We start from the raw sequence: 18,449 nt of genomic DNA on the forward strand, positions 1-18,449 counted from the left end.
CGCGCGTGCGCAGCCCGCGGGGTGTCGAACCCGCCACGTTTCTGCCGGAATCGTCCCTTTGAAGCTGCTGCTGTTCGCCAATACCGAGTGGTATTTGTATAACTTTCGCCGCTCGCTGGCGGCGGCGCTGCGCGATGCGGGGCATGAGGTGCTGCTGGTGTCGCCGCCCGGCCCCTATGGCGCGCGCCTGCAGGCGCTCGGTTTCCGCTGGATCGCGGCGCCGATGGAGCGCCGCAGCCTGAATCCGCTGCGCGAGCTGGCGCTCGTCGCCTGGCTGCACCGCCTGGTGCGGGCCGAGCGTGTGGACTTGGTGCACGGCTTCACTATCAAGTGTGCGGTGTATGGATCGCTGGCGGCGCGCTGCGCCGGGCGCGCGCGGGTGAATGCGGTGGCCGGCATGGGCTATGTGTTCACCAGCGCCGACACCCGTGCCCGCATGCTGCGTCCGCTGGTGCGCACGCTGATGCGCGTGGCCCTGGGAGGCAGGCGATCGCGGCTGATTCTGCAGAACCCGGACGACGTGGCGCTGTTCGATGACGCGGGGCTGGTGCGGCGTGAGCAGATGCGGCTTATCCCGGGGTCGGGCGTAGACTGCCGCCGGTTTGCGCCGCCGCATGTTGAGGTCGTCCGCGATGCCGGCGCGCGCCTGCGCGTGCTGTTGCCGGCCAGGTTGCTATGGGACAAGGGGGTAGCGGAGTTCGTCGAGGCCGCGCGGCTGCTGCGTGCGGAGGGCAGGGCGGTGGAGTTCTTGCTCGCGGGCGACCCGGACCCGGGGAATCCGGCCGCCGTGCCCGAGCCGACCGTGCGTGGCTGGGTGGCCGACGGCGTGTTGACGTGGCTGGGGCATGTGGACGACATGCCAGCGCTTTTTGCGTCGGTCGACGTGGTGGCGTTGCCGAGTTACCGCGAAGGCTTGCCCAAGGGACTGATCGAGGCCGGGGCCTGTGGTCTGGCGCTGGTAACGACCGATGCTCCGGGCTGCCGTGAAGTCGTCACCCACGAGGCGAACGGCCTGCTGGTGCCGCCGAAGGACGCGGTGGCCCTTGCCCGGGCAATCGCGCGCCTCGAGGCCGATCCCGGCCTGCGCAAACGACTCGGCTCTGCAGCCCGCTCGAGGGCCTTGACGGAGTTCGACGAACGCCATGTCATCGCACGGACCTTGGCGGTGTACAAGGAGTTGTTGAGTTAGCGGCGTCGAGCGGGTTGAGCGAACCATCAACGCGGTCGTCAATGCCCAGCGGCAGATACGTTCGGTCCGGCGAGCGCCGACCACGCCTTCCGCCGCTCCTACAGTTCGCTCCGGACGTCTTGGTGTATGTAGGAGCGCCGGCAGGCGCGATTGGGGCGGTGGGCTGCGTTGGCGGCGGTGGGCTGCGTCGGCGGCGGTGGTTGCTGGACCGAGCTGATCGCGGCGGCCGCCGCTCCTACAGGTCGGCCCGGAGGTGGTTCGGCCCGGATCGCGTTGGTGTGTGTAGGAGCGCCGGCAGGCGCGATTGGGGCGGTGGGCTGCGTTGGCGGCGGTGGTTGCTGGACCGAGCTGATCGCGGCGGCCGCCGCTCCTACGGTTCGGCCCGGAGGTGGTTCGGCCCGGATCGCGTTGGTGTATGTAGGAGCGCCGGCAGGCGCGATTGGGGCGGTGGGCTGCGTCGGCGGCGGTGGGCTGCGTCGGCCACGTTGATTGCCGGACCGCTCCGATCGCGGCGGCCGCCGCTCCTACAGGGCGGCCCGGACGTGGTTCGGTCCGGAGGTGGTTGGTGTATGTAGGAGCGCCGGCAGGCGCGAATGGTCGCTCAGCTCAGCAGCCGGTACCAGTGCCGGCGGTGATGCAGGGGCTGGCGGGCTTGGGGGTGGCGTTGCCGGCGAGCGTGCGGTTGGCGTTGTGGGCGAGCTGGTCGGCGCGGTGGCGGCTGAGGATCGGCTTGCCGCCGACGGTGATGGCGGCGAAGAAGTCGTTGCCGGCCGCGCGGTTCTGGCGGGTGAGGCGCTTGAGCTCGCGGATGCGGTGGTAGCAGTCGGAGAGCACGAGGTCGTGGTGGCAGCCGAGGAGGTGGTAGGTCTCATGCACGGCGACCTGGGCGGGGCTCTGCAGCAGCTGGTTGAGCGAGCCGCGCTGGCCAACGACGTAGCCGCGAGTATGGGTGGCGAGATCGACGGCGCCGAGCACCTCCACACCAACCAGGCCCCACAGCACGTCGCCGAGATTGCGGCCAACGAGGGTGAGCTGGCGGTCGCAGGGCGCTTCGAGCGGCTGCATGACCACGGCGGCGAACAGGGCGTCGGCGCCGAAGCCTTCGCGCCGCCAGGGGCGCACCCAGGGGACTGTGATGTCGATGCCGTAGGCGGCGAACTCGGCCTGGGCCGGAGCGATGATGCGCCGTGCCTGCTCTTCGCTGATGCCGTCGTCGGCCTGAAGGCAGATGCGGACCGCTTCGGCCGGGCCGAAGTCGAGGCTGTCGCGCAGTGGCGGGTGGTGGGCGCCGACGGTGGTGCAGGCGGATAGGACGGTGAGGGCGAGCGGAGCAAGGATGGCGGCGAGTTTGGCGAGCATCGGGCGCGCGGTGAGGGACCGCTGCCCGTGGTGCGCAGGTTGCCAGCTTGCACGCCGCGAGCGGTCGGGTCACCGAAGAGGGGGTGATGAGCGCGTCGACGCAAGGGATATGCCGTGTTTTGAAAGGTGTTTTAGGTCAAGGGGTTGGCCGGTTTTCGCGGTTTGGGCGCGGGCCGGGCTGTAAAAATTTCCGACGCTTTTGAGCTGACGCCGTTCGCGGCTGCCGCTCCCACATGGATACGCCCGCCCCGTGGGCGCGGCGCGTGGTTGAGGGCGGGCCGCCGTGGTCGCGCCTGCCGGCGCGCCTACAGGGAGGCTAAGGGGGCGCGGCCGGCAGGAGGGGCTGGCACAGGCTCAGCAGCCGGGGCATTTCGCCGCGTTCGGCGAGTGCGCGGGCTTGTGTGGCGAAGTCCGACCAGGCGGGGTTTTCGGCGGTGAGGGTGTCGGCCCAGTCGATGAGATCGGAGATGGCGCCCATGCGGACCAGGGCGAGCGCTTCGGCGAGGCGAGCTGCATCGGGGTACGCGAGGGCGGCAGTGTCTTCCGCGGTGGATGCGGGTGAGGCGCATTCGAGGCCGAGCAGGTCGGCAAGGGTCTGCCGCAAGAGCAGCAGGCTGACCGGCTTCGAGAGGATGGCGGAGAAGTGCTCGCGTGCGGGCTTGGCGGCGTCGGGCGAGCTGGCCGTGCGTGCCGCGGCGTCCATCGATTGCGTCTGCAGCAGCGTCGACGCGGCAGCGGCGATCGCCGCGTCAGGCGTCGCGGTCAGCAGCACGACCGGCAGCTCGGGCCATTTCCCGCGCGCCCCGGCCAGCACGTCCTCGCCGCTGGCGAAGGGCATCTTGAGGTCAGTCAGCACCAGGTCCGGTACGGGCGTGGCCGGGTTGGCGAGCAGGGTGAGGGCGTCGTGGCCGTTGGCGATGGGCAGCGCGGTGAAGCCCTGGCTGCGTAGTTCGACACACAGCAGGTTGCGGATCTCGTGGCTGTCTTCGACGACCCAGACGCGGCGGCCATCGCCGTCGAGTTCGGGCAGGTTGTCTTCGCGGCAGGTTTGGTGGGGGTAGGAGAGGGCATCTTCGGAGGCGGGCTTGATGTGCATGGTGACGCGCATGCGCGTGCCTTGGCCGGACGTGCTTTCGGCCTGGATGTGCCCGTTCATGCAGTCTGCCCATTGCTTGGCGATGGCCAGGCCGAGCCCGAGGCCTTCGTGGCTTTCGGTGGCCTTGAGGCGCTGGAAGGGCTCGAAGATGTGGTCGAGCTCGCCGGGCGCCATGCCGGGGCCGGTGTCTTCAACCATGAAAACGATGGGCAGGGGCTCGTCGGCGTTGCCCTCGCCCTGGCACTGCACGCTGAAGCGGATGTGGCCGTGGTGGGTAAACTTGGCGGCGTTGTCGAGCAGGTTGATGAGGATCTGGCGCAACCGCTTTTCGTCGACTTCGATGACCGCCGGCAGCGCGCAGCTTAACTGGTAGTCGAAGCGGTTGTGGGTGCGGCGGGCGAGTGATTCGCCCTCGGCGGCGATGCTGTTGAGCAGGCTCGCGGTGTACACCGGGAGCGGCTGGAGGGCGTCGGGCTGGCTGCTGCCGCGGGCGTAGTCGATGAGGTCGTTGAGCAGGCCGAGCAGGTGCTGGGCGCTGCGGCGAATGACGCGGCCGTTGTCGGCCTGGCCGCCGCCATTGCCAATGATGAGGTCGGCGTAGCCGAGGATGGCGGTGAGCGGCGCGCGCAGATCGTGGCTGACGCGGGCGAGAAAGTCGCTTTTGGCGCGGTTGGCCTCGTCGGCGTCAATGAGGGCGTTCTGCAGGGCGCGCGTACGGCGCTCGATGGCGGCCTCGAGCCGTGCGTGCTCCTTCTGCTGGGCTTGCAAGCGGGCGTTTTGCCGACTCAGTGTGTCCTGGTGTTGGGTGATGGTGCGGCGGACGACACCAAGCATCGCGGCGCAACCCAGGCCCGCGGCATACACCATCGACAGGGTTACGTTGGAGATCTCGCTGGGCGGGAGGATGCCGAGCATGACGAGCATGCGCGCCAGGACGGTCCCCCACAGCCCGCTCAGGGCGACGATGAACAGCCCGAAGTTCGGATGGCGCCTGCGCCAGGCCGACACGAGTAGAAAGGGATAGGCCAAGCATAGCACCGTGAGGCAGCCGAGGAAGGCCGTCGCCAGCACCTGTACGTCGCCGAAGGGAGCGCCAAGCGCGAGCGCGAAGCCTGCAAGGCTGATGCCAAGCAAGACTTTGCCCAAGACCGATGCTTTGTCGGCGGCCAGGAAGCTGTGGATGAAAGCCGCCGCCAAGCCCAGCGACATGTTCAGGAAGAAGACCGGTGCTCGGATTGCTGGCTCGCCACCCGCAGTAATCAGGAAGCGGTAAAGGTATCCCTTGATGGCAAGCTCGCATGCGACGGCCGAACACATCCACAGCGCGAGCATGATGAAGGGCAGGTCGCGACGGTAGAGCGCGCTGACCAGCAGGTATATCGCTACGGCGAGCAAGGCGCCCGCGGGTACGAGGAGCTGGAGGTCTGCAGCGGCTTCCCGTTCGCGGTAGTGGGTGGGGTCCCAGATGCTCACATCCAGGGCTGTCAGGGTGCGCCCGTGGATGCGCAGGAGGAGCAGTGCCTCTTCGCCAGGGGCGAGTGTTACCGGGAACAGCGATTCCTTGCCGGGGATGGGGCGGGCGGTGAGTGGGCGGGCGACGCCCCCGGGCCACGAGGCTTCGACGCGGCTGCCGCTGGCGTCGAGGCGGTAAACATCGACATATTCCAGGCGGGCATGCCCGAGCGACAGCCAGCGCGTTACCGCACCGCGAGATGCGTTGCCGACGCGTAGCTGCAGCCAGAGTGTGGCAGTCGTGAAGCCGAAGCGCAGCGCGAGTGGCGAGGCGGGAACGACACCAGGACGGCGTGCGGCTTCTTCTGGGGTGAACTGGCCGCTGGCGTCGCGGTGAACAGACATCGCACCGAGCAGATTTCTCGACTGCGTCACGGTGCTGATGTCCACGCTGGCCGCGTGGGCAGGCGGGCTTGCAAGCCAGGCAAGGCAGAGGATGATCACAAGGATTTGCGCAAGGTTGGGTGTGCGCCAAGTGCCGCGAGTTAAGGGGCGCATCACGCGGCGCCGGACGGATGGCCGGGGCCGCCGGCTGGCTTCGCCTCCGAAGGTACATCGTCGCCGGCGTCCTTGCCGGCCTTGTCGCGGCTGCCCGCGCCTTCCGGCCGGGCGTTGCGGAACTGGCGGGGCGGCATGCCGAAGCGCTCGCGGAAGGCGGTGGAGAAGTTGGCTGCATTGCCGTAGCCAAGGTCGGTGGCAATGGTCTGTATGTCCAGCCCGGTCTCGCGCAGTAGCCGGCCGGCTTCCTTCATGCGCACCTCGCGCAGGTAGTTGAGCGCGGTGACGCCAGTGAATTTGCGGAAAGCTTCGTTGAGGTTGCGCGTGTTGGTGCCGACAGCACGCGCGAGTTCCGACAGCTCTGGCGTTTCGGCCAGGTCGGCGAGCAGCAGCCGTTGTGCGGCCCTGTACACGCTGTGCTCGACCGATGACGCGGACTGCCCGTTGCCACTCTGCGGATCTGTCATTTGCCCATCGCTCGTCGACCCTTTTGCAGGGCGTGCATCTGGACTCTGCGGGGCAAGGTGGATGGCGACGCGGAGTCGCACCTCATCGAAGTGGTAAGGCTTCGTGATGTAGTCAACGGCGCCTTCTGACAGGCCGAGCACCCTTTCTTCGGGTAGCGCTGCAGCGGTCAGGAAGATGAGCGGGATGGCGGCCGTAGTGGGATCGGCCTTGAGCAAGCGGCAGGCGGCAATGCCATCGCAGCCGGGCATGCGGATGTCCATAAGGATGAGGTCGGGCAGGACGTAGCGCGCTTTTTCGACGGCGTCATGACCGTCGGTGCCGATGTAAAGGCGATAACCCTGTCGGCGTAGAAGGTCGACGAGGAGTTGGCGATCCTCCTCGCGATCATCGACCAGAAGAATGCGTGCCGATAGAGGGGGGCGTGGCCTGCTGAGCATGGGTGCGATTGTTCCAGCGAGGTAAGTATTTAGCTAGTAATCAATGTTGATGGTCGTAAAGTTTTTATTTTTCCAAAACATTTTCGCGTTCTAGCAAATGTATGCATCGACTCGGTGATGAGAATCTGCCTGCAAGGCGTAGCAACACGGCGCCGGCATACCGACAAGACCATGACAGGGAGAGCGAACTATGAATGCGCGTCCTCAATACTCGAAAGTGCAGGGTCGCCAACTGTTTCAAGGGCAACAGCTTGCGCTCGCGCTTGCGCTGACCTTGCCAGGGGCCACAGCCTGGGCGCAGCCCGGGAGTGCGTCTTATGTGGGGTCGATGAGCACGAACGGCTCGGGCGGTTCGGTTTCGGCCTCGATCATGTGGGCAACAAGCAGCAGTGGCAGCAACCTCACCTCCATGCAGATGCACCAGTTGGCGGGCGATAGCGCGGCAGCGGTCGAGATGGCCAAGAAGGGAATCCTTTACCTGAATGGCGCATCGATTTCAGTGCAGGCCATCGGGGCGCAGACGATCGTCAGCACGACGATTATCGGCGACGGTAACGCGGTGGATGTCGATGCGGTGCAGGACGCGCTGAACACGGGTGATGTAAGTGTGCGGGATGTGTCGATCAGCGACATCGGGCTGTGATGCCTGATCCGCGCCAGGTCGAGACCACACAGGGAGAGGGTGGCGGGCGATGACGAATTCTTTGATGAGATGGGGCCAGGCAGCGCTGGCTGCGGGCGCGCTGCTTAGCCTGCCCGGCTGCCAATCGACGTTAGGTGCGATGCAGGGTGAGGGCCGGGCTGTTGAAGTGCCGGTGACGATCGCCCGGCTGCCGAGCGTGGTGCAGCCCTATCCGCGCATCGAACAGGTCCTTGAGTGCGTGCGTAGCACCGGCGCGCTTGCGGGCAAGACCTTTGTGGTGGGGCCGTTCGCCGATAGCACTGGCAAGATCAACGCGGTGGCGAACGGCGCGACCGGCGCCTTCGTGCCGCAGGGCGGCAGCGCGTCCTACATCACCGACGCGATCGCCAAGGCGGGCGGGCGGGTGATCTCGACCTACTTCGGGCCGCCGGCGATCCAGGCCCCCGCGCAGTACATGATCAACGGCATCTTCAACACGCTGGACTTCGGCACCGCGTATTACGCCGACCTGCAGGTGGCCGGCATCGGCCCGGTGGTGCAGATCGGCTGGGCGCAGCTATCGCTGTCGATCCAGCTCGACGAGGCGGGAACGCGGCTCAACCGCCAGATGAGCATGATCCAGCGCCCGGTGCGCTATTCGCAGCTGGGCTTGACGGCCGGCAAGTCGATCAACGGCAACCTGGTCACCGGCCAGGCCGGCATGCAGAACCAGGAGCGCCTGCAGTTCGAGGCGCTCAACGGGCCGGTGGCGCTCGGCGTGGTCGATGTGCTGATGAAGGAGTTTCCCGTTGCAAGAGAGGTGTGCAAGCCGCTGGTGGCCGACTTGCTGACGCCGGTTCCGATGCCCACTGCGCAGCAGCCAAAGCCCAATGTGCAGAACTGATGTGCCCCCCCAACCGCAACCTTACGAAAGCAGATCCCTGGAGAGCAATCATGAAAAAGTCTTGTCTTATGCGCACGCCAGTGGCGATGGCCGTGATAGCCGTACTGAGCTCCGGTGCGCTGGCAGATCCGTTGCCGGAGGACGGTAATGTGACCCAGCGCGCCGTCAACGACGCGCAAGTGAGCAACCTCGAGAGTGGCTCCTCATCGGTGACCGTTACTGGCAACCTCGGCCTGACCTCGTCGGTATCCACCGGTGCAAGCGGCGCCGTAGCCTCTTTGGGGGTCAGCGCCTTCAACACCGAACTGCCAGTGCCCTCGTTCGGCTCCGAAACCGTCACATTGGGTTTCAACGACGTCAAGCAGTCGTCCATCAACACGGGCGTCGTGGGCAACGGTGGCAGTGCTACGCCGACGTCGATCACCCTGGGCAGTGGCAACATCGGCGCAGGCGCCTCGGTGAGCAACAGCGCGGTCGGTGCGGTCGCCTCGGTGTCGGTGTCGGGTGTGGCCGACTCCACCAACACAGACCAGAGCTTCGACACCTTTTCGGTCACCAGCATCGCGCAGGACGCCGACGTCGTAGCGGATGCGAGCGAGGTGAGCAACGCTGGCGCGGTTTCCAACTACGGTGACATCACCGGCACGGGCAGCGTAGGCACGGGTGGGTCGGCATCTGTCAGCGCCACGGGTGCGGTGGCTTCGGTGTCCGTTTCGGGGGTCGGCACCGGCACCCAGACGATGACCCCGCCGGCAATCGGTGCCATCACTCAAGGGGACTCGTTCGACGCCGTCAGCAACAGCGGCGCAATCACCAACGTGGGCACGGTCTCGATCGGCACGCTGTCGGGTGCAGGTGCAGCCACCTCGGTGAGCGCCAGTGGTGCGGTGGCCTCGGTGGGCGTGTCGGGGGGCAACATCGACATGTCGGGTGGCAGTATCGGCCCGGTGGGCCAGACCACCAGCAACCTTGCAGGTGGCAGCGTGAGTAACGATGGCACGCTCAACCTCAGCGGGGCGATCTCGGGCGCAGGCAGCTCGGCTGCGGTCAGCGCGACTGGCGCCGTATCCTCGGTCTCGGTCGGCGGCATTGGCAGCACGGCGATGAGCTCGCCTGCCATCAGCGCCGTCTCGCAGAGCTCGACCAACGACGTAGCGGTGTCGAACGACGGGACGATCTCGACTGCGGTGACAGGGGCACGGGAGGACGTGGCTAGCGAGACGGGTGCAACCACGATCAACTACTGGACGCAGACGACCATGTCGTCCGCCTTGAGCGGTAGCGGCGCTTCCGCGTCGGTGAGTGCGACCGGCGCGGTTGCCTCGATGAGCATGTCGTCCATCGATGTCGGCACCTTCACCGGCAGCACCGTCGGCACCGTCGGCCAGGCAGCGAGCAACACGGGGAGCGTCGGCAACGAGGGCGCGTTGACACTCGGTGACATCAGCGGCGACGGTGCCTCGGCGAGCATCGGCGCCTCCGGCGCGGTCGCCTCGGTGGGTGTCAGTGGTATTGGTGTGGGACTGGACAGCCTGGTGGTGCCGCAGATCGGCGACGTCACGCAAGGTATCGTCTCAAACAGCGGCTCCGTTTCAAACTCGGGCACGATCGAGTTGCAGGGGACATCCACGATTGCCTACAGCCAAAGGGGTGAAGAGCTGGCGCAGCCCTATGCCGAAGGTGAGGGGTACGACAATATCGGAGGAACGAGCGGCGAGACCGAGATATTGCCGGCCCTTTTGAGCGGCATGGGTGCTTCGGTCTCGATCAGTGCCACCGGTGCGGTGGGCTCGGTTTCCGTGTCGGGTATCGATACCTCGATCACCGGCGGTGGCACCAGTGTCGCTTCCGTGACGCAGGACGTCAGCAACACCGGCGCCGTGGCGAACAAGACCGATGACGCCGCCAACACCATCACGCTCGGCGCCCTGAGCGGTACCGGCACCTCCGCTTCGGTGAGCGCGACCGGCGCAGTGGCCTCAGTGAGCACCAGCGTTGTCAACTCCAGCCTCGGCACCTTGAGCTTTGGCGCCACGGGCCAGACGGTGACCAATGGTGCCGCGGTGACCAACATTGGCCAAGTCACGCTTGGCGGCGACGGTGCGGAGAGCAACCCGAGCGCGCTCAGCGGCCTGGCGAGCTCGGTGTCGGTGGGCGCGACCGGTGCGGTGGCGTCGGTGGCGACAAGCGCTGTGGGTGATGGCGATTCAGTGGTGCTACCCACTTACGGCGCGACCACGCAGTCGGCGACCAACACCGCGGTGATCTCCAACACGGGCAGCATCGACGCGAGCCCGGATACGACCGACTACGCCTTCAGCGGCACTGGCGCGTCGGCGTCGATCAGCGCGAGCGGTGCGGTGTCCTCGTTCGGTATCAGCGCCTATGACGTTGCGGTCACCGGCTCGACGAGCGGTGCGATCACGCAGACCTCTGCGAACAACGGCAACGTCAGCAACACGGGCGCCAACAGCATCGTGGCCGGGGCCTTGTCGGGTGCGGGCACTTCGGCGTCGATCAGCTCGACGGGCGCGGTGGCTTCGGTCAGCGCCAGCCTGGTGGGCAGCTCCTGGACCGAGAGCGGATCGCCCTCGGCAGCAACGCCGGTCGGCTTCGGCGCGATCACGCAGACGGCGAGCAATGCCGATACGAACCTGACGACTGTAAGCAACACCGGCTCGATCCAGGCGGACAGCCTTTACGCGATCGGCTCCTCCGTGTCTGTCGGTGCTTCCGGTGCGGTGGCCTCGACCTCGTACTCCAGCCTGGCGGGTGATGCTGGCACGAACCCGGGTGCGCAATTCGACGATGTCACCCAGACCGCGTCGAACGGCAGGGCCGATGGCAGCATCGTGGGCAACATCACCAACAGCGGCACCATCACGGTCGCATCGCTGGATGGGCTGGGCGCTTCGGCTTCGGTCAGCGCGACCGGTGCGGCGGCGTCGTTCTCGGTGAGCAGCATCGCCGACTCCGGCACGCTGGGCAGGACCACGATCGGTGCCGTGACGCAGTCCGCGAGCAACTACGGCGGCGCGGTGTCGAACACCGGCAGCATCCAGGTGGCGAGCCTGTCGGCCGGGACCAACGCCTCGGTTGCGGCGACCGGTGCGGCGGCCTCGGTGTCTTACCGCGCGGTGAAGTAAGCGGTGAGGGTGGTCACGCTGCGGCGGGGCCACCCGAGTTGTCTCGCGGCAGAATCCGTCACAACGTTCATAAGGGCATCGGCAATGCGCTCGATGCTGACAGCCGACATGATCAGATATTTGAAAACACCTGCAGCCCTCGCCGCGCTCATCTTTATCATGGCGTCTTCGGTGCCCGTGTCTGCGCTTTCGCAATCCTCTCCACCGGCTAAGGCTGCGAAAAGAGCCACCCAGCCGATCCCGGCTGCCGGCGAGCTCACCGCGATCGTGCGTACGACGCTGCGCAAGCTCAACCGTAACAACAAGACTAATCATTACGAAGAGTTGCACGAGCACCTGACGCCGCAGATGCAGCTGAGTGTGACGCCGCAGAAGCTGAGCGAGGCGTTCTCGGGCTTCCGGCGCAATGGCCTGGATATGTCCGGCGTTGCGCAGATCGAGCCGCAATTCCTGCGCCAGCCGACGATCAACGAAGAGGGCACGCTGCTGTTGAACGGGGTGTTTCCGATGCAGCCGCGGGTGGTGCATTTCAATTTGGGTTATCGCCGGGTGGACGGCGTGTGGATGCTGCAGGCCTTCCAGATCGACACACCGACTCAGGGCGAATGGCAGGCCGCGCTTGATCGCCAACGCCGCGCGGCGGGTGGCGGGAATGGGAATAATGGCGGAGCGCTGGGCGATGCGGGTGCGGCAGCGCTCGACAGGTCCACCGATCCCCCAACGGCGCTGCGGTGGTAAGCCTAGGTTACTGGTAGGCGCTTGCGCGCGCGGGGCGCGATTCAGAAGAGCACTGTGTACCTCAGCAGCAAGCGCTGCTCTTCCAGAAAGCCGTTGCGGGTGCGGAGGTCGCGTCCGTATTGCAGCGAAACGCGGCCGGTCGCCGTGTCTGCACTGGCGGTGAGTAGATACCGATCCACGTTGATGCGGTTGCGGCGCGGAACCTGATCCACGCTAGTGCGCCCGCCCTCGGAGTGGATGAGGTTTGCCGCCACCGCGTAGCGGCTGTTGAGTTGATACCGCAGACCCGTTTGCACTGTGTACAGGGGGTCTTGTTTGAGCCGTCGCTTGAGCGGACCGTAGGCGTCGTTTGGCCCGAACGCGACCATGTCCCATGCGGAAGACCACGACAGCGTCGGACTCAGTGCCATGTGGTAGCCCAACTGCAGCGCAGCTCCGAACCGGTTGCTGCCCAGGTTGATGCGCTGGTCGTGCCGGTAGCGCCCAGTGGGAAGAATGAGATAGCCGCCAACGGCAAGATGGCGGTCGCGCTCGCGGTCCGTATAGGGCCACAACGCGAGCAGCAGCGTGGTGTCGGCCAGCCCTTCGCTGGCCTTGAGCGGCGCAAGGCGCCCACCCGGCTGGACCGAACCGATCGGCTGCTCGACATAAAAGATGCCGGGCGTGTCGCGCAGGGCGAAGGTGCGGCCTACGCGCAGCTGGAGGTAGCGGTAAGCAAGCTCGGTCTTGTCGTCCACTTTTTCACCGTCGGCATAAAGTGCGCCACGGGTGTTTAGCTGGTACGAAATCTGCATGATGTTCAGACCGGGACGCGGTGCCGCCAACTCGCCTGGCGTGAGGTCGATGGCGCTCGCCACGGCGCTGAATACCGCGAGCACAGTCGCACCAACCGCGCGGCCATAACAACGCAGAAGTGTCATGATGGATTCGTCAATAGGGTAAGGTTGCGCACGCGCAAGCGCTGAATTGCTGGTGCTAAGGCGCCGTCGCCCCCGAACGGCGTTTGAACAGGAGCATACACGTTACCGTTGAAAACCGCTGTCTGCGCCGTAAGCCTGTGACGGCAACGGGTAAGGTTGCTGCAAGCCTGGACTATCACGCTCGCTGTGGCGGGATTGGTCGGCGGTAATGAGACTGCGTACTGGGCGGACTTCTTCGCGAAGACAAAAGGCCCTACCGGCGTCACGTAACGCGTCGGCGTCGCTGGGCAAGTAGGGCGTGGCTCACTCAGCGCCGGGTGGAGGGATCTCCTGCAACGGACAGCTCTGCCGGTCGCTTCTCTTAGTCGGTGCGTCAGGCTGGTCGAGCTGATGCATGGCTGGACACAGGTGCTCGAGGAACTGCCTCAGGCCGATTGGTTGGAAGTCCTCTTCAGGCGGCACGGGCTGGTCGTGGTTCATCATTGTCAAGTTAGCGTGTCCTTTCGATTGGCAGGCTGCTATCAGCTGTACGGTGCCAGCGCCATGCAGCTGTATTGAGTTCCGCGGAGCTAGTGAGTGAACAAGAGTGATCTGATTGACCAACTGATCAAGCGATTGCCCGTTTTGACGCGACGCGAGGTGGAGGCGTCCGTGTCGGCCATACTCAAGGCCATGACAACCCAGCTTGCGCAGGGGCGGCGTTTTGAGGTGCGCGACTTCGCTGCCTTGAGTGTCCGTAGGCTGGACAGCAAGCTCGCGCGCAACCCCAGGACGGGCGAGCCCGTTGTTGTGCCTGCGCGCTACGTGGTGCGCTTTAAACCCGGCAAGCGGCTTCGAGCCGGCGCGATCTCGAAGGTTGCGGTGCCGAGCTGGCCGGGATTGGGCGTGTCGATGGGAGCGGGGCCGAACTCAGCCCCGCCTGCTTGAGCAGATATCTTCAAGCGCTCGTACGTGACTGCGCCGCTGCACGCTGAAGGACGGCATGGAGCTGGTCTTTCAGGTGCAGCTTTTCTTTTTTCAGGGTCTCGATCTCTTCGTGTGTGCGGTGCTCAAGGTGCGTTTCGTAGTTCTTGATGCGCTGGTCGAGCTCGTTGTGGCGGTCGAAGAGCTGAAGGAAGTGGCGGTCGGCGCGCTTGAGCTCAGTGATGAGATCTCTGTACTCGGGGAACATGGGGAGTGCCTCCTGAGAAAAGTTATGTAAGGTTACATCATTCATCAAGGGAGCGTGCGGTCGTGTCGTCGTCGTGCGAATTGTCGGGCTGAGTAAGGTGTTTCTCGAACAATGCATCCAGTCCAACACGCGCGATCTCGATTAGCGCGAGGATGAATTCGCGGTTGATATTCGCCGCAGTGCGCAGTTCGCCGCGCGTCAGCTCGAGTGCGTTGATCGCCGATTGAAGCCGCTCGATGCGCTCCTGATCGGTCACCCCCAGCACATCTTCCTCGCCCTCAGGGCTTACGAACCGCAGATCGCACTGATCCAGCCAGGCAAGAAGCTCGGGCATTGAGGCGAGGGCCGTTCCGGAGAGGAAACGGGACCCCCAGCTTTTGTCGTGTCCGGTCGCGAGCCCAATGCTTTCGTACCGCACCAGCTGGCTGTGCTTGGTAAGCACCCGGCGAACCCGTCTTGCCGTTTCGCTCAGGCGCAGGCGACCGGCTGCCAGCGATGCGGCAGCAACTCCCCAATCCTGCCGTAGGGCTGCGTCGGCAGGCGTTCGAGCACATCCTTCAGGTACGCAAATGGTTCGTGGCCGTTGAGCCGCGCGGACTGGATCAGGCTCATGATCGCAGCGGCCCGCTGGCCCGCCCGCAGGCTCCCCGCGAACAGCCAGTTCTTGCGCCCGAGCGCAATCGGCCGAATCTGGTTCTCGATCCAGTTGTTGTCGATGGGTACGCGACCGTCGCCCACGTAGTGCGTGAGCGCGGCCCAGCGCTTGAGGCTGTAGTCGATGGCGCGGGCGATGCCCGAGCCGTTGGGGACCTGGGTGCGGCGCGCGAGCAGCCATGCATGCAGGCGTTCGAGGATGGGGCGGGCTTTCGCTTCCCGCAAGCGCTGCCGGGCGTCGATGTCGAGTTCAGCCGCTTCGCGTTCGACACCGTAGAGCTGGGCAATGGCCTCGAGCGCCTCGCCGGCGATCTGGCTCTGGCCCTGGGCAGCGAGATCGAAGAACTTGCGCCGCGCGTGCGCCATGCAGCCGGCTTCGGTCACCCCTTGGGCGATCAGCGCCTTGTACCCGGCGTAGTCGTCGCAGATCAGCGTACCGCGCCAGTCGCCCAGAAACGCCTGGGCATGACGGCCCGCGCGGCTGTCGGCGAAGTCGTAGACCACCGCCTTGATCGGATCGAACGCGCCGACGCTGTAGGACCACAGGTAGGCGCGGTGCGTCTTGCCCGCTCCGGGGTCCAGCATCGCCACCGGAGTCTCGTCCGCGTGCAGCACGGGGTGCGCCAGCAGGTCGGCCTTGAGCGCATCGACTAGCGGCTGCAGGTGCACGCCACTCTGACCGACCCACTGGGCCAGCGTCGATTGCGGGATCGCCAACCCGGCCCGACCGAAGATGCCCTCCTGGCGGTAGAGCGGCAGATGGTCCTGATACTTGGCCACCAGCACCTGGGCGAGCAGCCCGGCGGTCGGGATGCCCTTGTCGATGATGTGCGCCGGCACCGGCGCCTGCACGAGGGTTTCGCACGCAGCGCACGCCCACTTGCCCCGGATGTGGCGCTCGACGGTGAAGCGGCCCGGGGTGTAGTCGAGCTTCTCGGCCACGTCCTCGCCGATGCGGCGCATCGGGCAGCCGCAGGCACTGGTGGTCGAGTCAGGTTCGTGACGGATCTCGGTGCGCGGCAGCTCGGGCGGCAACGGCTTGCGCCGGGCCTGCCCCTTGGGCTGCTGGCTCTTGCTGGTATCCGGTTGCAATTGCTCGAGCTCTTCGCTCATCGCCGCAAGATCGGCCTCGGCGGTCTCCTCGAAGAGCTGCACCTGCTCGGTGGACAGGCGCTCGGCCTTCACGCCGAAGCGATGACGCTTGTGCAGCGCCAGCTCATGCGTGAGCCGCTCGATCTTGGTCTGGCGCCATACGAGTTCGCGCTCCTGCTCGATGAGCAGGCGACGCAAGGCGTCGGCATCCAGTTGATCGAGGTCGGCGGGCAGCGGCATGAATCGATCATGTCCGCTGCACGCATCCGCCACCATCGGGGCATCCGCCGATAGCGCGTGTTCAGAGTGTCCGGATCACACCGCCGTCGCCCAGCCGCTGCCATGGCAGCCCGAGCACCAGCGCGTCGAACTGCGCTCGGGTGAGTGCGACACCGTCCTGGCCCTCGGTCCAGTGAAACCGGCCCTGGTTCAGGCGCCGGCATGCGAGCCACACCCCGAAGCCGTCATGGACCAGCACCTTCAAGCGGGAGCCGCGCCGGTTGCTGAAGAGATAGGCGTGATGGGGCTGCGCCTCGCCGAACACGCGCACCACCTGCGCGAGCAACGTGTCCATGCCTGCGCGCATGTCCAAAGGCGCCACCGACAGCCACAGCGCCTCGATGCGGATCATGCCAGCCACTCGCGCAACCACGCGCCACAGGCATCGGCCGCCTGGATCGGCCACTCGAGCTTGACGCGGCCGTTGCCACGCTGCGCCTCGAGGCGGATCACCAGCGCCTCGACTGCGGAGGCGAACTGCACCGGGACAAAGCCCCGCTCAGCCGTCGCGGTGAGCGCTGCGCTGTCAGCCTTGCGCCGGCTCGGCGGCTCGATGCCGCGCTCGCGCATCCAGCGATGGACCTGATTGGCGTTCAGGCCGTTGGCCAAGGCAATCCCAGCCACCGAGACGCCTGGCTCACAACACGCCGAGACCACCGACCGCTTGAAGGCTTCGCTGTGCGTACGCCGGCCTCGGCGCGGGATAACCACATCCATAGTGTCCGCCATCGACTTTGATGGACACGATCTTCAATGGCCTAAGCGGCTGGGGGAAGGTGGGTTCGCCGGATGCTTACCGCACTGGGGCGTAAGTGCCTATTCGTTCGCGAGCCGAGTGTGGCGACGATCATCCGCCGTTTGGATAGTGCCCCCCGCTTCTGGGTTGGATCCACGCTTTTCGTTTGATTACGCAACTTCTCCGACACCTGCGGTGTTCGGGTGTGTTCATTTCACCAGGGGGTGCTTCATGAAAAAAAGTGATCTCGTCGACCGGCTCATCGAACGCTCTCCCGCTTTGACGCGGAGGGAAGTCGAGGCGTCTGTGTCGACCATCCTCAAGGCGATGATGAATCAGCTTGCGCAGGGAAGTCGCATTGAGGTGCGGGACTTTGCCTCATTGCGTGTCCGCCGTCTGGGCGGCAAGCTCGGACGCAATCCGAGGACTGGCGAGGCTGTAAGTGTTCCAGCGCGTTATGTGGTGCGGTTCAAACCCGGAAAGCGGCTGCGTGATGGGGCGGTTTCGAGCGTTGTCGCTTCGAACTGGCGGAAAGTGGGAGCGGGGACACAGCCGGGTGCGACGCCGGCCGCAGCCCCGCCTGATTGAACGGACGCGTTCAGGCGCTTGTGCGCGACTGCGCTGCTGCACCTTGAAGGACTGCGTAGAGTTGGTCCTTGAGGTGCAGCTTTTCTTTTTTCAGGGTCTCGATTTCTTCGTGCGTGCGGTGCTCGAGATGCAACTCGAAGTTCTTGATGCGTTGGTCGAGTTCGTTGTGACGATCGAAGAGCTGCAGGAAGTGGCGGTCCGTGGTCTTCAGTTTGGTGATGAGTTCACGATATTCGGGGAACATGGCGACGCCTCCGGTGAGTAGTAGGTAAGAGTTTACCCTATTTCCCGGAATCGGGAGCGGTAAGCTCCTCGCTGCCATCTCTCCCCACGTCGTAAGCCGCCTGGGTGTGTCGTTCGAGCAGAGACGTAAGTCCGATCCGGGCGAACTCGATAAGCGCAAGGATGAGCTCGTGTTCGGCGTGCGATTTGGTACCCAGCTCCAGGCGGATCACGTCGAGCGCTTCGATCGCCAGCTGGAGGCGTTCGACCCACTCTTCCGGGCTTGCGCCGGACTCGTGCGCGCCCTCAGGGGATATCAGATGCAGATCGCACAGATCCAGCCAGGCAAGAAGCTCCGGGAAGGAGATCAGTGCCGACCCGGACAGGAAGCGTGATACCCAGCTCTTGTCGTGGCCGGTTGCGCGTCCGATCGATTCATAACGTACCTGGCGGCTGCGCTTGAGCAGGACACTGTGGTTCTGGCGTGCCGCCGTTGTAGACGGAAACGTTGCAAGGCGGTTGCGCTCGGTAGGCTTCTCTACGTTCATTATCCGCCTCCGGGAGAGTGGCGATTCAGGGCAGCAATGTCGAATGCAAAGATTACGCGTCAATTACAAAAAACGCCAATTGGATAATCTACGTGCCTGACTAGCGCGCGTAGGTTTCTTCTCCATATGCCGCGAGCTCAATGCAGGGTTCGCGCGCGATCGTCGGACGGCAAGGAGCGTGAATGTGTGCTGATTGTGAGTGCGGACTGGTTCTGGAAAGACTTGACGCCTTGGAGGAACTCGTCTTCGTCCTGGCGCACGGCCTCGGCG

Annotated in this window: 18 protein-coding genes; 7 read left to right on the forward strand and 11 right to left on the reverse strand. The window is 65.5% G+C overall.

Features of this window, described 5'->3' with window-relative positions:
* Positions 1–58 precede the first annotated feature (58 nt).
* Positions 59–1,189 carry a glycosyltransferase family 4 protein gene (locus CKCBHOJB_RS08570; protein ID WP_281051549.1) on the forward strand — a complete coding sequence of 377 codons (1,131 nt, stop codon included), beginning with the start codon at positions 59–61 and terminating at the stop codon, positions 1,187–1,189.
* A gap of 606 nt (positions 1,190–1,795) precedes the next feature.
* Here the strand turns inward: CKCBHOJB_RS08570 and CKCBHOJB_RS08575 are convergent.
* From CKCBHOJB_RS08575 to CKCBHOJB_RS08585, 3 genes are all read right to left on the reverse strand, one after another.
* Positions 1,796–2,548, reverse strand: a complete 753-nt coding sequence (locus CKCBHOJB_RS08575; RefSeq protein WP_281051550.1) for a hypothetical protein — start codon at positions 2,546–2,548, stop codon at positions 1,796–1,798.
* A 316-nt stretch (positions 2,549–2,864) separates the two neighbouring features.
* A complete protein-coding gene (locus CKCBHOJB_RS08580) occupies positions 2,865–5,546 on the reverse strand; it encodes an ATP-binding protein (RefSeq protein WP_281051551.1) in 2,682 nt (893 codons plus the stop codon).
* 107 nt (positions 5,547–5,653) lie between these two features.
* Positions 5,654–6,559, reverse strand: coding sequence for a helix-turn-helix domain-containing protein (locus tag CKCBHOJB_RS08585; protein ID WP_281051552.1), 906 nt, complete (start codon positions 6,557–6,559; stop codon positions 5,654–5,656).
* A 190-nt stretch (positions 6,560–6,749) separates the two neighbouring features.
* On the opposite strand from CKCBHOJB_RS08585, the gene CKCBHOJB_RS08590 reads away from it, so the two are divergent.
* The 4 genes from CKCBHOJB_RS08590 to CKCBHOJB_RS08605 all read left to right on the forward strand — a co-directional run bounded on the left by CKCBHOJB_RS08590 (position 6,750) and on the right by CKCBHOJB_RS08605 (position 11,969).
* Complete coding sequence (locus CKCBHOJB_RS08590; protein WP_281051553.1) at positions 6,750–7,202, forward strand: hypothetical protein; 453 nt, start codon at positions 6,750–6,752, stop codon at positions 7,200–7,202.
* Between the two features lie 64 nt (positions 7,203–7,266).
* A complete protein-coding gene (locus tag CKCBHOJB_RS08595; RefSeq protein WP_281051554.1) occupies positions 7,267–8,085 on the forward strand; it encodes a hypothetical protein in 819 nt (272 codons plus the stop codon).
* A gap of 50 nt (positions 8,086–8,135) precedes the next feature.
* Positions 8,136–11,231, forward strand: coding sequence for a hypothetical protein (locus tag CKCBHOJB_RS08600; protein WP_281051555.1), 3,096 nt, complete (start codon positions 8,136–8,138; stop codon positions 11,229–11,231).
* 84 nt (positions 11,232–11,315) lie between these two features.
* The gene (locus tag CKCBHOJB_RS08605; protein ID WP_281051556.1) at positions 11,316–11,969 is read left to right on the forward strand and encodes a hypothetical protein; all 654 of its coding nucleotides are present in this window, start codon (positions 11,316–11,318) and stop codon (positions 11,967–11,969) included.
* A gap of 41 nt (positions 11,970–12,010) precedes the next feature.
* Here the strand turns inward: CKCBHOJB_RS08605 and CKCBHOJB_RS08610 are convergent, their stop codons facing one another.
* Positions 12,011–12,889, reverse strand: coding sequence for a transporter (locus CKCBHOJB_RS08610; protein WP_281051557.1), 879 nt, complete (start codon positions 12,887–12,889; stop codon positions 12,011–12,013).
* 576 nt (positions 12,890–13,465) lie between these two features.
* Between CKCBHOJB_RS08610 and CKCBHOJB_RS08615 the strand changes: the two genes are divergently transcribed.
* The gene (locus CKCBHOJB_RS08615) at positions 13,466–13,816 is read left to right on the forward strand and encodes an HU family DNA-binding protein (protein WP_281051558.1); all 351 of its coding nucleotides are present in this window, start codon (positions 13,466–13,468) and stop codon (positions 13,814–13,816) included.
* A 10-nt stretch (positions 13,817–13,826) separates the two neighbouring features.
* Here CKCBHOJB_RS08615 and CKCBHOJB_RS08620 read toward each other — a convergent pair whose 3' ends face one another.
* The 5 genes from CKCBHOJB_RS08620 to CKCBHOJB_RS08640 form a co-directional block, all read right to left on the reverse strand.
* The gene (locus CKCBHOJB_RS08620) at positions 13,827–14,060 is read right to left on the reverse strand and encodes a YdcH family protein (protein ID WP_281051559.1); all 234 of its coding nucleotides are present in this window, start codon (positions 14,058–14,060) and stop codon (positions 13,827–13,829) included.
* Between the two features lie 37 nt (positions 14,061–14,097).
* Positions 14,098–14,502 (reverse strand): hypothetical protein, encoded by a 405-nt coding sequence (locus CKCBHOJB_RS08625; RefSeq protein ID WP_281051560.1) that lies wholly within the window; start codon positions 14,500–14,502, stop codon positions 14,098–14,100.
* A gap of 26 nt (positions 14,503–14,528) precedes the next feature.
* Positions 14,529–16,046, reverse strand: coding sequence for an IS66 family transposase (locus CKCBHOJB_RS08630; protein WP_281051561.1), 1,518 nt, complete (start codon positions 16,044–16,046; stop codon positions 14,529–14,531).
* A 61-nt stretch (positions 16,047–16,107) separates the two neighbouring features.
* On the reverse strand, positions 16,108–16,437 hold the full coding sequence (gene tnpB / locus CKCBHOJB_RS08635) for an IS66 family insertion sequence element accessory protein TnpB (RefSeq protein WP_281051562.1): 330 nt from the start codon (positions 16,435–16,437) through the stop codon (positions 16,108–16,110).
* Positions 16,434–16,802, reverse strand: a complete 369-nt coding sequence (locus CKCBHOJB_RS08640) for a transposase (RefSeq protein WP_281051563.1) — start codon at positions 16,800–16,802, stop codon at positions 16,434–16,436. The genes tnpB and CKCBHOJB_RS08640 overlap by 4 nt, the downstream gene beginning before the upstream one ends.
* A gap of 250 nt (positions 16,803–17,052) precedes the next feature.
* On the opposite strand from CKCBHOJB_RS08640, the gene CKCBHOJB_RS08645 reads away from it, so the two are divergent.
* A complete protein-coding gene (locus tag CKCBHOJB_RS08645; protein WP_281051564.1) occupies positions 17,053–17,409 on the forward strand; it encodes an HU family DNA-binding protein in 357 nt (118 codons plus the stop codon).
* A gap of 10 nt (positions 17,410–17,419) precedes the next feature.
* Here the strand turns inward: CKCBHOJB_RS08645 and CKCBHOJB_RS08650 are convergent, their stop codons facing one another.
* Both CKCBHOJB_RS08650 and CKCBHOJB_RS08655 read right to left on the reverse strand, forming a co-directional pair.
* Positions 17,420–17,653 (reverse strand): YdcH family protein, encoded by a 234-nt coding sequence (locus CKCBHOJB_RS08650; RefSeq protein WP_281051565.1) that lies wholly within the window; start codon positions 17,651–17,653, stop codon positions 17,420–17,422.
* A gap of 37 nt (positions 17,654–17,690) precedes the next feature.
* Positions 17,691–18,179 (reverse strand): hypothetical protein, encoded by a 489-nt coding sequence (locus CKCBHOJB_RS08655; RefSeq protein ID WP_281051566.1) that lies wholly within the window; start codon positions 18,177–18,179, stop codon positions 17,691–17,693.
* Positions 18,180–18,449: the final 270 nt, after the last annotated feature.

This window comes from Thauera sp. GDN1, from assembly GCF_029223545.1.
Classification (GTDB): Bacteria; Pseudomonadota; Gammaproteobacteria; order Burkholderiales; family Rhodocyclaceae; genus Thauera.

Bases quoted from the DNA above. Each gene is read 5' to 3' on its own strand.
- CKCBHOJB_RS08585 (WP_281051552.1), bottom strand. From the start codon at position 6,559: ATGCTCAGCAGGCCACGCCCCCCTCTATCGGCACGCATTCTTCTGGTC.
- CKCBHOJB_RS08605 (WP_281051556.1), top strand. From the start codon at position 11,316: ATGCGCTCGATGCTGACAGCCGACATGATCAGATATTTGAAAACACCT.
- CKCBHOJB_RS08650 (WP_281051565.1), bottom strand. From the start codon at position 17,653: ATGTTCCCCGAATATCGTGAACTCATCACCAAACTGAAGACCACGGAC.
- CKCBHOJB_RS08640 (WP_281051563.1), bottom strand. From the start codon at position 16,802: ATGGATGTGGTTATCCCGCGCCGAGGCCGGCGTACGCACAGCGAAGCC.
- CKCBHOJB_RS08590 (WP_281051553.1), top strand. From the start codon at position 6,750: ATGAATGCGCGTCCTCAATACTCGAAAGTGCAGGGTCGCCAACTGTTT.
- CKCBHOJB_RS08655 (WP_281051566.1), bottom strand. From the start codon at position 18,179: ATGAACGTAGAGAAGCCTACCGAGCGCAACCGCCTTGCAACGTTTCCG.
- tnpB (WP_281051562.1), bottom strand. From the start codon at position 16,437: ATGATCCGCATCGAGGCGCTGTGGCTGTCGGTGGCGCCTTTGGACATG.
- CKCBHOJB_RS08595 (WP_281051554.1), top strand. From the start codon at position 7,267: ATGAGATGGGGCCAGGCAGCGCTGGCTGCGGGCGCGCTGCTTAGCCTG.
- CKCBHOJB_RS08610 (WP_281051557.1), bottom strand. From the start codon at position 12,889: ATGACACTTCTGCGTTGTTATGGCCGCGCGGTTGGTGCGACTGTGCTC.
- CKCBHOJB_RS08630 (WP_281051561.1), bottom strand. From the start codon at position 16,046: ATGCCGCTGCCCGCCGACCTCGATCAACTGGATGCCGACGCCTTGCGT.
- CKCBHOJB_RS08620 (WP_281051559.1), bottom strand. From the start codon at position 14,060: ATGTTCCCCGAGTACAGAGATCTCATCACTGAGCTCAAGCGCGCCGAC.
- CKCBHOJB_RS08600 (WP_281051555.1), top strand. From the start codon at position 8,136: ATGAAAAAGTCTTGTCTTATGCGCACGCCAGTGGCGATGGCCGTGATA.
- CKCBHOJB_RS08645 (WP_281051564.1), top strand. From the start codon at position 17,053: ATGAAAAAAAGTGATCTCGTCGACCGGCTCATCGAACGCTCTCCCGCT.
- CKCBHOJB_RS08575 (WP_281051550.1), bottom strand. From the start codon at position 2,548: ATGCTCGCCAAACTCGCCGCCATCCTTGCTCCGCTCGCCCTCACCGTC.